Here is a 14,862-nt window from a genome sequence, read left to right as displayed (position 1 = left end):
CTATTGATTTATTTGCAATTAAAAAATTGAATTTAGATTTATAATCTACTCTTAAAAAAATAAGAGTTAATCATTCAGCTACTACCTCGGGTTACTTCTCTAAACCTCAAATTCTTATTTGAAGTGCTAGTTATAAAATGCCTTGCATTGTTATAAAAAATCGGAACGGGTTACGGGTATAAATCTTTAAAAACTTATTATAAATATGAATGTAGAGACGTGATTAATCACGTCTCTACATTTTTTATTATTCTTCCAAACGAAGATCTAAACCTAGACCTTTCAATTCGTGCATTAATACATTGAATGATTCTGGTAAACCTGGTTCTGGCATAGTTTCACCCTTAACGATAGCTTCGTAAGTTTTAGCTCTACCAATAACGTCATCAGACTTAACAGTTAAGATTTCACGTAAAGTACTAGAAGCTCCATAAGCCTCAAGTGCCCAAACCTCCATCTCTCCAAAACGCTGACCTCCAAATTGAGCCTTACCTCCAAGTGGCTGTTGCGTAATCAATGAGTATGGTCCGATAGAACGTGCGTGCATCTTATCATCAACCATGTGTCCTAATTTAAGCATGTAAATTACACCCACAGTTGCTTTTTGTGCAAAACGCTCTCCAGTTCCACCATCATAAAGATAGGTATGTCCGAAACGTGGCACGTTAGCCTCATCAGTCAAAGCGTTGATCTCGTCAAGAGAAGCACCGTCGAAAATTGGAGTAGCAAATTTTCTACCCAAGTTCATACCAGCCCATCCAAGAACAGTCTCATAAATCTGACCAATGTTCATACGTGAAGGTACCCCAAGTGGATTCAATACGATATCTACTGGTGTTCCATCTTCTAAGAATGGCATATCCTCATGACGAACGATTCTTGCAACAATACCTTTGTTACCGTGACGTCCCGCCATTTTATCACCAACTTTTAACTTACGTTTTTTAGCGATATAGATTTTAGCCAATTTCAAGATTCCAGATGGTAATTCATCTCCAACTGTAATAGTGAATTTCTCTCTTCTTAAAGCTCCTTGTAAGTCGTTCAGCTTAATTTTATAGTTATGAATCAAATCATTAACCATTTTATTAGTAGCATCATCAGCAACCCATTGACCTTTGCTTAAGTGAGCAAAATCTTCTACTGCGTAAAGCATTTTTTGAGTATATTTTTTACCTTTTGGTAAAACTTCTTCACCCAAATCATTCATTACACCTTGAGATGTTTTTCCGTTAACAATCAAGAATAATTTCTCAACCAATCTGTCTTTTAATTCAACAAATTTAGTTTCGAATTCCATTTCTAAAGCGCCTAAAGCATCTTTATCTTGAGTACGTTTACGTTTATCTTTTACGGCTCTTGCAAATAATTTTTTGTCAAGAACTACACCATGTAAAGATGGAGAAGCTTTTAATGAAGCATCTTTTACATCACCTGCTTTATCTCCGAAGATTGCACGAAGCAATTTCTCCTCTGGAGTAGGATCTGATTCTCCTTTTGGTGTAATTTTTCCGATCAAAATGTCGCCAGGTTTAACCTCTGCTCCAATTCTAATCATACCGTTTTCATCTAAATCTTTAGTAGCTTCTTCAGAAACGTTAGGAATATCGTTTGTTAACTCTTCGTTTCCTAACTTAGTATCTCTAACCTCTAATGAATAATCATCAACGTGGATAGAAGTAAAAATATCATCACGAACTACTTTCTCAGAAATTACAATCGCATCCTCGAAGTTGTACCCTTTCCATGGCATGAACGCAACTTTTAAGTTTCTACCTAAAGCTAATTCTCCATTTTGAGTAGCATATCCTTCAGACAATACTTGTCCAGGAACAACTCTGTCACCTCTTCTTACGATTGGTTTCAAGTTGATACTTGTACCTTGATTGGTTTTTCTAAATTTAATTAAGTTGTACGTTTTCTCATCAGCATCAAAACTTACCATTCTCTCGTCTTCTGTACGATCGTATTTAATAGTAATGATATTAGCATCTACGTATTCAACAGTACCATGCCCTTCAGCATTGATCAATACTCTTGAATCTGAAGCTACCTGACGCTCTAAACCTGTACCTACAATCGGTGCTTCAGGACGGATCAAAGGAACTGCCTGACGCATCATGTTTGATCCCATCAACGCACGGTTCGCATCATCATGCTCCAAGAAAGGAATCAAAGATGCAGAAATCGAAGCGATCTGGTTAGGAGCAACGTCTGTATAATGAACAACTGATGGCTCAACAACCGGGAAGTCACCTTCCTCACGAGCAATAACATTGCTTGCTGTAATTTTACCTGTAGCATCCATTTCAATGTTTGCTTGAGCAATCATTTTACCTTCTTCTTCTTCAGCACTTAAGTAAACCGGAGTACTTTCTAAATCAACTACACCATTTGTTACTTTACGGTATGGAGTTTCGATGAATCCCATTCCGTTAACTTTTGCATAAACACCAAGAGATGAAATCAAACCAATGTTTGGTCCCTCAGGAGTTTCAATCGGACATAAACGACCATAGTGTGTATAGTGAACGTCACGAACCTCGAAACCAGCTCTCTCTCTCGAAAGTCCACCTGGCCCAAGTGCAGAAAGTCTTCTTTTGTGTGTAATCTCAGCTAATGGATTCGTTTGGTCCATAAATTGAGATAACTGGTTAGTACCAAAGAAAGAGTTGATAACTGATGATAATGTTTTAGCATTAATCAAATCAATCGGTGTAAACACCTCGTTATCTCTAACGTTCATTCTCTCACGAATAGTTCTAGCCATACGTGCTAAACCAACACCGAATTGTTGAGACAACTGTTCTCCAACTGTTCTGACACGACGGTTTGATAAGTGATCAATATCATCAATCTCTGCTTTAGAGTTGATCAATTCGATCAAATATTTTACGATTGTAATAATATCCTCTTTAGTAAGCACTTGCTTATCCATAGGGATATCTAAATCTAATTTTTTGTTCATTCTGTAACGACCAACTTCACCTAAGTTATAACGTTGATCAGAGAAGAACAATTTATCTATAATACCACGAGCAGTTTCCTCATCAGGCGGTTCAGCGTTACGCAACTGACGGTAAATGTGCTCTACAGCTTCTTTTTCAGAGTTTGTTGGATCTTTTTGTAACGTGTTGTGGATAATAGCATAATCTGCTTGGTTGTTATCCTCTTTGTGTAACAAAATAGATTTTACGTTAGAATCGATGATCTCTTCAACATTATCTTTGTCGATAATTGTATCACGATCAAGGATGATTTCGTTACGCTCGATAGAAACTACCTCTCCAGTATCTTCATCTACGAAATCCTCGTGCCAGGTGTTCAATACACGCGCAGCAAGTCTTCTTCCAATATATTTCTTAATACCTGTTTTAGAAACCTTAATTTCTTCAGCTAAGTCGAAAATTTCAAGGATATCCTTATCTCTTTCGAAACCGATAGCACGGAATAAAGTTGTTACAGGTAATTTTTTCTTTCTATCGATATATGCGTACATTACGCTGTTGATATCAGTAGAAAATTCTATCCAAGATCCTTTAAAAGGAATTACTCTTGCAGAATAAAGTTTAGTTCCATTTGCGTGGAATGACTGTCCAAAGAAAACCCCTGGAGAACGGTGTAATTGAGATACTACAACACGCTCGGCACCATTAATAACAAAAGTACCACTAGGAGTCATGTAAGGTATTGTTCCAAGATAAACATCTTGTACAATTGTTTCAAAATCTTCGTGTTCTGGATCTGTACAGTATAGTTTTAACCTAGCTTTTAAAGGCACACTATAAGTAAGACCTCTCTCTATACATTCTTGAATTGTATAACGTGGAGGATCAACAAAATAATCTAGGAATTCCAATACAAAGTTGTTTCTTGTATCTGTAATTGGGAAGTTTTCCATGAAGGTGTTGTATAACCCTTCGTTGCCTCTTTCGTCAGATTTCGTTTCTAATTGAAAGAAATCTTTAAAAGATTTAACCTGAACATCTAAGAAATCTGGATAGTCAGGGATATTTTTTGTAGAGGCAAAATTCAATCTTTCAGTCTGATTTGTTATCATCAATGGACAAAATTTTGATTAAAAAAAAGTAATTTTTGTTTGTGTAAAAACACACTGTTTAATCTATACTTTCTTATTATAATCAATACATCTTTAAAAATAAACTATAAAATAAGCCGATTTTCTTTCTTCGTATTGATCTAAAACTTTTTCGTATTTTAAACTATGGGATAATAAAACTTAATATATTTTATTATACGAAAAATGGTTTAGGCCTTTGAGTGTTAACTCAAGACCTAAACCTAGTTCTTAAACTGAGTTTAATTATTTAAGCTCAACAGTAGCTCCAGCCTCTTCTAAAGATTTTTTAAGACCTTCAGCCTCTTCTTTAGAAACACCTTCTTTAACGTTGCTTGGTGCACCGTCAACTACATCTTTAGCTTCTTTAAGACCTAAACCAGTTAATTCTTTAACTAATTTTACAACAGCTAATTTAGAAGCTCCTGCATCTTTCAATACAACTGTAAACTCAGTTTGTGCTTCTTCAGCAGCACCGTCTCCTCCACCAGCAGCAACTACTACAGCAGCAGCAGCAGGCTCGATTCCGTACTCATCTTTTAATATTGTTGCTAATTCGTTAACTTCTTTAACTGTTAAGTTAACTAATTGTTCTGCGAATTGTTTCAAATCTGCCATTTTTTCTATCGTTTAAAATGATTTGTGTAAAAAATATAATTTAATTATTGTGCGCTAATTAAGCAGTAAGGAAGCAAACTCCCTTACGATAATTACTCTGCTCCTTCTTCTTCGCTTCCAGCGAATTTGTTTTGTAAAGCAGAAATAATTCTTTGAGCTGGAGATTGTAATAATCCAATGATTTCTCCAATAAGCTCTTCTTTAGATTTAATTGTAGCTAATGCATCTAATTGGTTGTCCCCAATATATACTTCAGAGTTGATGTAAGCTCCTTTTAAAACTGGTTTATCAGATTTCTTACGGAAATCTTTGATAATTTTTCCAGGCGCGTTAGCAACATCAGAAATAAAGATAGCACTGTTACCACTTAAAACTGTAGGTAAATCACCATAATCATTAGAAGAAGCTTCCATTGCTTTTGCAAGCAAAGTGTTCTTTACAACCTCTAATTTGATACCTGCTTTAAAACAAGCTCTACGTAAGTTTGAAGTTGTCTCTGCGTTTAAACCAGAAATATCAGATACATAAATGATATTTGTACCAGCTAACTGCGCAGTTAAATTTTCAATCGCGATTGATTTTTCTTCTCTAGTCATACTAAAAATTTTTAACTACCAATTATACTGCTTTTGGGTCTAATGCGATAGCAGGACTCATTGTGCTTGTAAGGTGAATACCTTTAATGTATGTACCTTTAGCAGCAGTTGGTTTAAGTTTTATTAATGTTTGAATAATTTCGTGTGCGTTGTCAACAATCTGCTCAGCTCCAAAAGAAACTTTACCGATTCCTGCGTGTACAATACCAGTTTTATCAACTTTAAAGTCAATTTTACCAGCTTTAACCTCTTGAACAGCTTTTGCAACATCCATAGTTACAGTACCTGTTTTAGGGTTTGGCATTAAACCTCTAGGCCCTAAAATACGACCTAATGGACCTAATTTACCCATTACAGCAGGCATAGTGATGATAACATCAACATCTGTCCAACCGTCTTTAATTTTTTGTAAGTAATCATCAAGACCAACGTGATCTGCTCCAGCCTCTCTTGCTTCAGCCTCTTTATCTGGAGTAACCAACGCTAATACTTTAACGTCTTTTCCTGTTCCGTGAGGTAAAGTTACCACACCTCTTACCATTTGATTCGCTTTTCTTGGATCAACACCCAAACGAACTGCGATATCAACAGACTCATCAAATTTTGCAGAAGCAACAACTTTAATTAATGCAGCAGCATCTTTTAAAGAGTATAATTTGTTCTTTTCAATTTTTGAAGCAGCCTCTTTTTGCTTTTTTGTTAATTTTGCCATTTCTTTTTCTTAATTAAAAAGGAGCATCTCCTGATACAGTTATACCCATAGATCTAGCTGTTCCAGCAACCATACTCATAGCTTTCTCAATTGTGAAAGCATTTAAGTCTGGCATTTTGTCTTCAGCAATAGTTCTAATTTGTTCCCAAGTAACGCTAGCTACTTTTTTACGATTAGGCTCACCAGAACCAGATTTTAGCTTTGCAGCTTCCATTAACTGAACTGCTGCTGGAGGAGTCTTAACAACAAAATCAAATGATTTGTCTTTGTACACAGTGATTTGCACTGGACAAATTTTGCCAGGTTTATCTTGAGTTCTAGCATTAAATTGCTTACAAAACTCCATGATATTAACCCCAGCAGCTCCTAAAGCAGGTCCAACCGGTGGCGACGGGTTCGCAGCACCTCCCTTAACTTGTAGTTTAACTACCTTACTAATTTCTTTAGCCATTTTTAAAAAATTTAACACTGTAATCAATGGAAGCGATTACAATGGTTTATTATAGTGTAACAAAAAATTATACTTTTTCTACTTGCATAAAACTTAATTCTAATGGAGTTTTTCTTCCGAAAATCTTAACCATTACCTCAAGCTTACGCTTTTCTTCATTGATTTTCTCAACAGATCCATTAAATCCATTGAAAGGTCCATCAATAACCTTAACCGTTTCCCCAACACTAAATGGAATAGAACGAGTATCAGTATTTACAGCTAACTCATCTACCTTACCTAACATACGGTTTACTTCAGAAAGTCTTAAAGGAACAGGTTCTCCACCCTTAGTTTCTCCCAAAAATCCAATAACACTAGTAATTGACTTAATAATATGAGGGATTTCACCAACTAAGTTAGCTTCAATCATAACATATCCAGGAAAGTAAACTTTATCCTTAGATGATTTTTTCCCATCTTTTACAGTAACTACTTTTTCAGTAGGAACTAAAACCTGAGAAACATAATCCTCCATACCTAATCTCGCAATCTCAGTCTCGATATAAGCTTTCACTTTATTTTCTTGACCACTAACCGCTCTAACTACGTACCATTTTTTCACATTATTATCTGCCATCACAAAAAAATTATCCTTTTAACCAGTTAAAAAATCCAGCCAAAGCTTTTGCAAAAAATTCGTCTACTCCCCATGTTGCCAAAGCGAATAAAATCGAAAATACAGCCACAACAATTGTCAATTTTTGAACTTCAGCCCAAGCTGGCCAAGTAACATTTGACTTTAACTCTTCGAAAGCCTCTGATAAATAATTAGTAACTTTTGTCATTTGATATATTTTTTATTGCACGGGCGGAGGGATTCGAACCCCCATCAACGGTTTTGGAGACCGCTATTCTACCCTTGAACTACGCCCGTAATTAAAGCCAGTGATTTCAAATAAGAAATTCACTGGCTTTTATTTATTTATAGAATTACTCTACGATTTCAGTAACCTGACCAGCACCAACTGTTCTACCACCTTCACGGATAGCGAAACGTAAACCTACGTTCATAGCGATTGGACTTAATAAAGCAACTTCAATAGTTAAGTTATCACCTGGCATTACCATCTCTACACCTGCTGGTAAAGTAATAACTCCTGTTACGTCAGTTGTACGTACGTAGAACTGTGGACGGTAGTTATTGTGGAATGGAGTGTGACGTCCACCTTCTTCTTTTTTCAAGATATAAACCTCAGCTTTGAATTTAGCGTGTGGTTTTACTGAACCTGGCTTAATAATAACCATACCTCTTTTGATATCAGCTTTATCAATACCTCTTAACAATAAACCTACGTTATCTCCAGCTTCACCTCTATCAAGGATTTTACGGAACATCTCAACTCCTGTAATAGTAGAAGTTAATTTTTCAGCTCCCATACCAATGATTTCAACAGGATCTCCAGTGTTAGCAACTCCAGTTTCGATACGACCTGTAGCAACAGTTCCACGACCTGTAATTGTAAATACGTCCTCAACTGGCATCAAGAATGGTTTAGCAACGTCACGTACTGGCTCTTCGATCCAGTTGTCAACAGCTTCCATTAATTCGATAATTTTAGGTACCCAGTTTGGATCATTGTTTAATCCTCCTAAAGCAGAACCTTGAACTACAGGACCATTATCTCCATCATATTCGTAGAAAGATAATAAATCTCTAATTTCCATTTCAACAAGCTCTAATAACTCAGCATCATCAACCATATCCACTTTGTTCATGAAAACAACGATTCTTGGAATACCAACCTGACGACCTAAAAGGATGTGCTCACGAGTTTGTGGCATTGGACCATCTGTAGCAGCAACTACTAAGATAGCTCCGTCCATTTGAGCAGCACCAGTAACCATGTTCTTTACGTAATCCGCGTGACCTGGACAGTCAACGTGAGCGTAGTGACGGTTAGCAGTTTCGTACTCTACGTGTGATGTATTAATAGTAATACCTCTTTCTTTCTCCTCTGGAGCGTTATCGATTTGATCAAACGATTTTGCTTGACAGTAACCAGCATCTGACAATACTTTTGTAATTGCAGCAGTTAATGTAGTTTTTCCGTGATCTACGTGTCCAATTGTACCTATGTTTAAGTGCGGTTTGGAACGATTAAAATTCTCCTTTGCCATTTTACTTAATTTTTAATCTTAGTTATATATTAATTTTCAATTTCCTACTTACTTGAGCCAATGTCGGGATTTGAACCCGAGACCTCTTCCTTACCAAGGAAGCACTCTACCCCTGAGCTACACCGGCAGAGAGTTCTGATTTGAGATTTCCGAATCCAAACCTCAGATTTTCAACAATCTAAAATCCAAGACCCAAAATCTTAACCTCTTTTTTGTTGTGGGGAGAGCAGGATTCGAACCTGCGAAGTTCACACAGCAGATTTACAGTCTGCCCTCGTTGGCCGCTTGAGTATCTCCCCTAATTTTAAAATTCCATCATTTTAAAGAACCAAATTTCAAATCGCATTTGAAATTTTCTGAGCCGATAGAGGGACTCGAACCCACGACCTGCTGATTACAAATCAGCTGCTCTAGCCAGCTGAGCTACATCGGCGAATGCATTAAAAAAGTCCGCTATTTCTAACGGACTGCAAATGTAGCTATTTTATCTTTTAATCAAAACATTTTTTCAAAAAAATTTCAATTAAATATGTGCTCTTATTTTTTCCTTCCTTTTTACAAGCAAACGTTCTAACGACTCTGCAGAAAGCTCAACAGCCTCCTCAAATGTTTTACACTGTTTTTTTACCAAAAAATCATCACCAGGAACATTAATCTTTATCTCCACCATCTTATTTTCTTTATCACTAGTTCTTTCTACTTTTAAAAAAACATCTGATGAAACCACTCGATCGTAGTATTTCTCTAGCTTACCCATTCTTTCCTGAATAAAATCGACCAATTTTCTGTCGACAGTAAAATTAACTGCATGAACATCTACCTTCATAATAAAAATTTTAGGATTAACATTTAGAACCGCTATTTACTCCTTGGATGCGCCCCCTTATATACTTTTTTAAGCTCCGCAAGACTATTATGAGTATAAACTTGTGTCGACGCCAAACTAGAATGCCCTAGCAATTCTTTAACTGAATTCAAATCTGCCCCATTATTCAAGAGGTGAGTTGCAAAGGTATGACGAAGCACATGCGGACTTTTTTTCACCTTTTCTGAGACCCTACTAAAGTATGAATTTATTAAACGATAAACAAAAGATTCGCTCAATTTTAACCCTTTTTTCGAAACAAAAAAATAATCCAAATCTACCAACCTCTCCAAATCACTCCTTTCCTTTATATAGAAATCAATTTGATCAGCAATAATCGGCAAAATCGGAATAATGCGCTCCTTATTTCTTTTCCCTAAAACCTTAATTGTATTACTTGAACGATCAACATTTTTAATCATCAAATGAATTAATTCCGCACGACGCATTCCCGTAACATAAAACATCTCCACAATAAGCCTGTCCCGAATCTCTTCAAAACCAACAGGAACATCTATCACCTCAAGCAGATCTTTAAGCTCTTTTTCCGAAAAAGGAACCTGGATCACTTTTGGAGTTTTCAATGATTTATGCTTCAACATAGGACTAACCTCTATTTGTTTTGATTTTAAAAGAAACTTATAAAAAGCTTTCAAAGAAGCCATTTTTCTATTAATAGAAACATTTGAAATATCCTGATCAACTAAAAAAACAATCCAGCTTCTCACCTGACTATAATTTACCAAATCAACACTTTCCTGATCAAAAGACTCCTTCACAAAAGACTCAAAAGACATTATATCATTTAAGTAAGCCCCAACCGTATGTGAAGAATATTTTTTTTCCAGCAAAAGATAATCCGAAAAAGCCTCTTTATTCGTTTTCATAAAATCTAAAAATTAAGCATAAAAAAACCGTTAGCATCAAAATTAAAACATTTTGACCACTAACGGTAATTATTTTCTAAAAGCTGATATTAACTCTCTAAACTATCTTTCAAGCCTTGAATGTAAGCCGCTTTTTGGATTTGAGCTCTTTTGATAACAGAAGGCTTAATAAAAGCAGTACGTGCTCTTAATTGACGAACAGTTCCTGTTTTATCAAATTTTCTTTTATAGCGCTTTAATGCTCTATCGATATTTTCTCCGTCTTTAATTGGTATAATTAACATAATATAGACACCTCCTCTCGTTAAGGCTGCAAATGTATGTATTAATTATTAATTATGAGTTATAAATTTTGAATTATTTTTCATTTACGGCTTAAAACCAGAAAAAATCATTCCTCATGCACTGCATTTACCTTTTAAACGCTGTTATTTCAACAGATTCCTTGAAATAACCAATTTTTGAATTTCAGTTGTTCCTTCTCCTATAGTACATAATTTAGAGTCTCTGTAGAACTTTTCTACCGGAAAATCTTTGGTGTAACCATAACCTCCATGAATCTGAACCGCATCATTTGCAATTTTAACACATGCTTCAGAAGCATACATTTTAGCCATTGCACCAGCTGTTGTTACTTGTTTATGCTGTTGTTTTAAAAACGCAGCTTTATGAAGCAATAATTCCGAAGCCTCAATCTCTGTTGCCATATCAGCCAATTTAAAAGAGATACCCTGAAAATTACTAATAGGCTGTCCAAACTGATATCTTTCTTTTGAATATTGCAACGCTGCTTCATAGGCTCCTTTTGCGATTCCTAAAGACAGGGCTCCAATAGAGATTCTTCCTCCATCAAGAATTTTCATAGCCTGAACAAAACCCTCTCCTACTTCTCCTAATCTATTTTCATCTGGAACACGGCAATTATCAAAAACCAACTCAGCAGTTTCACTTGCTCTCATTCCTAATTTATTTTCTTTCTTACCAGACGAAAACCCTTTCATACCTTTTTCAAATACAAAAGCTGTCATTCCTTTAGAATCACCTTTTTCACCAGTACGAACTATTACAACAGCGATATCTCCAGATATACCATGCGTAATAAAGTTTTTTGCTCCATTTACAATCCAATGATCACCATCTTTAACCGCAGTTGTATTCATTCCTCCTGCATCAGAACCTGTATTGTGTTCGGTTAGACCCCACGCTCCTATATGTTCGGCTGTAGCCAGTTTCGGAAGCCATTTTTTCTTTTGTTCTTCATTTCCAAAAGTTAAGATATGATTGGTGCATAAAGAGTTATGCGCCGCAACCGACAATCCTATTGACGGATCCACTTTAGAAATTTCTTCGATTATTGTAACATATTCATGATAACCTAAACCCGAACCGCCATATTCCTCTGGAACCAAAACTCCCATGAAGCCCATCTCGCCAAGTTGTTTAAATAACTTAATTGGAAAAATTTGCGCTTCATCCCATTCCATTATATAAGGTCTAATATTCTTTTCTGCAAAGTCTTTTATAGACTGTGTAATCATTAGTTGTGTTTCGTTGTAATCAAAGTTCATGAGTTAGTTTCTTTTTTAGAACTCCAAATATAAACTAATTATTTTTGCTTTTTCAACAGGAAAATCTTTAATTTTTGCTAAATCCTCAATATTTTTAAAATCCCCATTCATACTTCGGTAAGTCACTATTTGTTTTGCAAGACCATACCTAAAGTATGAAAACTGAGCCAGCTCCTTTAATGACGCCTCATTTACGTTTATTTTCTTCAAGGTCGAAGGAATCACAGCTTTAAAATGACTGTTTAATTCATTTATAACTTCTGGCGAAAGTCCCCAAATCTCTTTCATCTGCTCCATTGACACAAAAGCCCCTATGATTTCTTTCTGCTTTAAGATTCTAGACGACAACCCTTCTCCTATTCCGTAGATTTTCATCAAATCTTCTTGTGTTGCCAGATTAATATCCAATATTTCAAGCTTTTCTTTCTTTGGAAAGGTTCTTTCAACAAATTCCCGTTTCTCTTTTTTGAAATTATTTGGATGCTGTACCCAATCTGGAAATTTAAATAGAGGAGAAATTTTATTTAGCAATGAATCTGAAACCCCTGTAACTTTCTGAAATTCCTCTGCTGAGTTTACATATTTATTTTCTTTACGAAAAGCCATTAGGCGATCAATTTCTTCAACCGACATTCCGAGTTTGTATCCTTTATAATCAGAAATAAAATTAGGATTAATAAGATAATTAATTGGCTTCACATTATTATTCGTTAATTTCTCCTGATCAATCTCTGATTGTAAAGCAAGCCATTTTTCTTTTTCATTGCTTTTAGTTTCAGAAATATTAAAATCAGATAAAAAATAAAACAACTGCAAACCTATCATTATAATGAAGAGCATAAAAATGCCTATCCGTTGCTGTTTTGTAAAATGAAAATAACTATTTAAAAACTTAAAATTCATCGCAAAAAGTGCCTTTAAAAAATAAACTAAGAAAAATCTTTCAAATTTATCAAGAAAATAAGTAAGAAAAGTAGTTTTTAAAAAATTATCGAATCTCTTATAAAACACCAATTAATTTAATGAATATCAATACTTAGAGAAAGTTTCTTACGACTACTGTAAAAAAATCAAAGATTTTATAACTTAAAAGATGATAATTGTTTTTATTTTTTGCAAAAAACAATACATTTGGCACTTAATAACAAATAAACCAATAAAATAATATGTCAATTTGGAGAGTAAAACCTATATCTGCCTTTGAGGCCGATATGAAAAAAAGTGATTTAAAGAGAGTCCTAGGAAAATGGAGTCTTACTGCCATTGGTGTTGGTGCCATTATCGGTGGGGGAATTTTTGTACTTACAGGTACTGGGGCTTATTATCATGCAGGACCAGCATTAGCTATTTCGTTTATCATAGCAGGTATTGCTTGTGTTTTTGCGGCTCTTTGCTATTCTGAATTTGCTTCTATTTTACCTGTCGAGGGATCTGCTTATGCCTATGCTTACGGTACAATTGGAGAAGTTTTTGCTTGGATAATCGGATGGGGACTAATTCTCGAGTATGCAATGGGATCGATGACTGTAGCGGTTTCCTGGTCCGGATATTTTAATAAATTGCTCAAAATATTTCACATTCACCTTCCTGATTGGTTAACTACAGATCCTGCAAGCTACACAGGAGAAGGTTTTTCTATGAATCTTCCAGCTTTCTTGATCGTTCTTTTAGTTATTTCACTGCTTATTAAAGGAACGAAAAGCGCTGCTAAAGCAAATAACGCGATTGTTATTCTTAAAGTATCTGCAGTAATCTTTGTAATTATTGCTGGTCTTTTCTTTATTAATACAGCAAACTGGAGTCCGTTTATTCCTGAAGCAACTCAGATCATTGAAAAAGAAACTACTCACAATGCTTACGGAATTGGAGGAATTATTTCTGGAGCTGCTGCTATTTTCTTTGCTTATGTTGGTTTCGATGCCGTTTCTACACAAGCAGGTGAAGCTATTAATCCTAAAAAAGATGTTCCTTTTGCAATTATTGCTTCTTTATTAATTTGTACTACTTTATATATTCTTGTTTCTTTAGTATTAACTGGAATGATGAATTACCAAGACTTTAATCCACTAGGAAAATATCCTGAAGCTATCAAAGCTCCTGTTGCTTATGCATTTGATATTGCAGGACAAGGCTGGGCTGGCTCTATTATTACTGTTGCCGCAACTATTGGTTTGGTTTCAGTATTAATGGTAATGATTATGGGACAATCTAGAATTTTTCTTGGAATGTCTAAAGACGGGTTAATTCCATCTGTGTTCTCTAAAGTAAACCCTATTTCTGGAACTCCAAAAACAAACTTAATGATTCTTGGAATTATTATCGCAACTGTTGCCGCTTTTACACCAATCAACAAATTGGCTGACATGACAAGTTTTGGTACTTTGTTTGCCTTTACAATGGTTTGTATTGCCGTGTGGATTTTAAGAGTAAAACAACCAGGATTAACCAGAACATTTAAAGTTCCTGCTTTACCAGTTATTGCGGTATTAGGAATTGCAATCAATTCTTATTTAATTTTTAATTTAAGCAAAGATGCACAGTTATTATCTTTTGGATGGCTTATTATTGGTATAATTGTATACTTTGGATACAGCAAGAAAAGATCTAAACTTAACAATCCTTCTGAAGAATAATAAATACAACTTTATAAAAAAAGCTCCAAATTAAAATTTGGAGCTTTTTTTATAAATCAAATACTGATGTTCTTTTTGATCGAATTAAATCTTTTAGGCGAATCCAGAAAGCGAGAGTCAAGTAGACTCCAAATCCTAAACCAGCGGTAACAAACGATATATATATGAAAAACAAACGAACACTTGTAACACGCATTCCGAGTTTATCTGCTAGTCTTGAAGAAACATGGAAACCATATTTTTCAAAAAAAAATTTAAGTTTTAAAATTGCTGACATCTCTATATTTTAGATTT

15 protein-coding genes and 4 tRNA genes are annotated in these 14,862 nt (G+C 35.1%); 1 reads left to right on the top strand and 18 read right to left on the bottom strand.

Translation table 11 applies throughout. The annotated features are described in order from the left end of the window. Nucleotides 1-247: 247 nt before the first annotated feature. From rpoB to OZP10_RS13750, 17 genes are all read right to left on the bottom strand, one after another. Nucleotides 248-4,060 carry a DNA-directed RNA polymerase subunit beta gene (rpoB, locus tag OZP10_RS13830; protein WP_281631391.1) on the bottom strand — a complete coding sequence of 1,271 codons (3,813 nt, stop codon included), beginning with the start codon at nt 4,058-4,060 and terminating at the stop codon, nt 248-250. A gap of 264 nt (nt 4,061-4,324) precedes the next feature. Next, the gene (gene rplL / locus OZP10_RS13825) at nt 4,325-4,696 is read right to left on the bottom strand and encodes a 50S ribosomal protein L7/L12 (protein WP_008466917.1); all 372 of its coding nucleotides are present in this window, start codon (nt 4,694-4,696) and stop codon (nt 4,325-4,327) included. A 92-nt stretch (nt 4,697-4,788) separates the two neighbouring features. Next, nucleotides 4,789-5,292, bottom strand: a complete 504-nt coding sequence (gene rplJ, locus OZP10_RS13820; RefSeq protein ID WP_111422296.1) for a 50S ribosomal protein L10 — start codon at nt 5,290-5,292, stop codon at nt 4,789-4,791. Nucleotides 5,293-5,314: 22 nt separating this feature from the next. Next, the gene (gene rplA / locus OZP10_RS13815; RefSeq protein ID WP_025572415.1) at nt 5,315-6,004 is read right to left on the bottom strand and encodes a 50S ribosomal protein L1; all 690 of its coding nucleotides are present in this window, start codon (nt 6,002-6,004) and stop codon (nt 5,315-5,317) included. Between the two features lie 13 nt (nt 6,005-6,017). Beyond that, nucleotides 6,018-6,455, bottom strand: coding sequence for a 50S ribosomal protein L11 (rplK, locus tag OZP10_RS13810; RefSeq protein ID WP_008466923.1), 438 nt, complete (start codon nt 6,453-6,455; stop codon nt 6,018-6,020). 67 nt (nt 6,456-6,522) lie between these two features. Next, complete coding sequence (gene nusG / locus OZP10_RS13805) at nt 6,523-7,074, bottom strand: transcription termination/antitermination protein NusG (RefSeq protein WP_008466925.1); 552 nt, start codon at nt 7,072-7,074, stop codon at nt 6,523-6,525. A 10-nt stretch (nt 7,075-7,084) separates the two neighbouring features. Further along, nucleotides 7,085-7,282: a preprotein translocase subunit SecE gene (gene secE / locus OZP10_RS13800; protein WP_008466927.1), complete on the bottom strand. Its 198-nt coding sequence runs from the start codon at nt 7,280-7,282 to the stop codon at nt 7,085-7,087. An 18-nt stretch (nt 7,283-7,300) separates the two neighbouring features. Next, nucleotides 7,301-7,371: transfer RNA gene (locus OZP10_RS13795), tRNA-Trp, on the bottom strand. 56 nt (nt 7,372-7,427) lie between these two features. After that, nucleotides 7,428-8,615: an elongation factor Tu gene (gene tuf / locus OZP10_RS13790; protein ID WP_109192121.1), complete on the bottom strand. Its 1,188-nt coding sequence runs from the start codon at nt 8,613-8,615 to the stop codon at nt 7,428-7,430. 55 nt (nt 8,616-8,670) lie between these two features. Next, nucleotides 8,671-8,742, bottom strand: a tRNA-Thr gene (locus OZP10_RS13785). Between the two features lie 91 nt (nt 8,743-8,833). Then, a tRNA-Tyr gene (locus OZP10_RS13780) sits at nt 8,834-8,914 on the bottom strand. 60 nt (nt 8,915-8,974) lie between these two features. Then, nucleotides 8,975-9,048 (bottom strand) — tRNA-Thr (locus OZP10_RS13775). A gap of 90 nt (nt 9,049-9,138) precedes the next feature. Further along, nucleotides 9,139-9,441 (bottom strand): ribosome hibernation-promoting factor, HPF/YfiA family, encoded by a 303-nt coding sequence (gene hpf / locus OZP10_RS13770; protein ID WP_125722466.1) that lies wholly within the window; start codon nt 9,439-9,441, stop codon nt 9,139-9,141. Nucleotides 9,442-9,473: 32 nt separating this feature from the next. Next, a complete protein-coding gene (locus OZP10_RS13765) occupies nt 9,474-10,367 on the bottom strand; it encodes a tyrosine-type recombinase/integrase (RefSeq protein WP_281631390.1) in 894 nt (297 codons plus the stop codon). 89 nt (nt 10,368-10,456) lie between these two features. Then, a complete protein-coding gene (gene rpsU, locus OZP10_RS13760; protein ID WP_026730435.1) occupies nt 10,457-10,651 on the bottom strand; it encodes a 30S ribosomal protein S21 in 195 nt (64 codons plus the stop codon). Between the two features lie 144 nt (nt 10,652-10,795). Further along, entirely contained in the window at nt 10,796-11,935 is a 1,140-nt protein-coding gene (locus OZP10_RS13755) for an acyl-CoA dehydrogenase family protein (RefSeq protein WP_281631389.1), read from the bottom strand. 15 nt (nt 11,936-11,950) lie between these two features. Next, on the bottom strand, nt 11,951-12,838 hold the full coding sequence (locus OZP10_RS13750) for a ComEA family DNA-binding protein (RefSeq protein WP_281631388.1): 888 nt from the start codon (nt 12,836-12,838) through the stop codon (nt 11,951-11,953). 263 nt (nt 12,839-13,101) lie between these two features. Between OZP10_RS13750 and OZP10_RS13745 the strand changes: the two genes are divergently transcribed. After that, nucleotides 13,102-14,568 (top strand): APC family permease, encoded by a 1,467-nt coding sequence (locus OZP10_RS13745; protein ID WP_281631387.1) that lies wholly within the window; start codon nt 13,102-13,104, stop codon nt 14,566-14,568. Nucleotides 14,569-14,617: 49 nt separating this feature from the next. Here the strand turns inward: OZP10_RS13745 and OZP10_RS13740 are convergent, their stop codons facing one another. Then, entirely contained in the window at nt 14,618-14,845 is a 228-nt protein-coding gene (locus OZP10_RS13740) for a PspC family transcriptional regulator (protein WP_008466940.1), read from the bottom strand. Nucleotides 14,846-14,862 lie beyond the last annotated feature (17 nt).

Origin of the sequence: Flavobacterium luteolum, from assembly GCF_027111275.1 — a bacterium.
Lineage (GTDB): Bacteria > Bacteroidota > Bacteroidia > Flavobacteriales > Flavobacteriaceae > Flavobacterium > Flavobacterium luteolum.
This window is presented reverse-complemented; position numbering and strand designations above follow the sequence as displayed.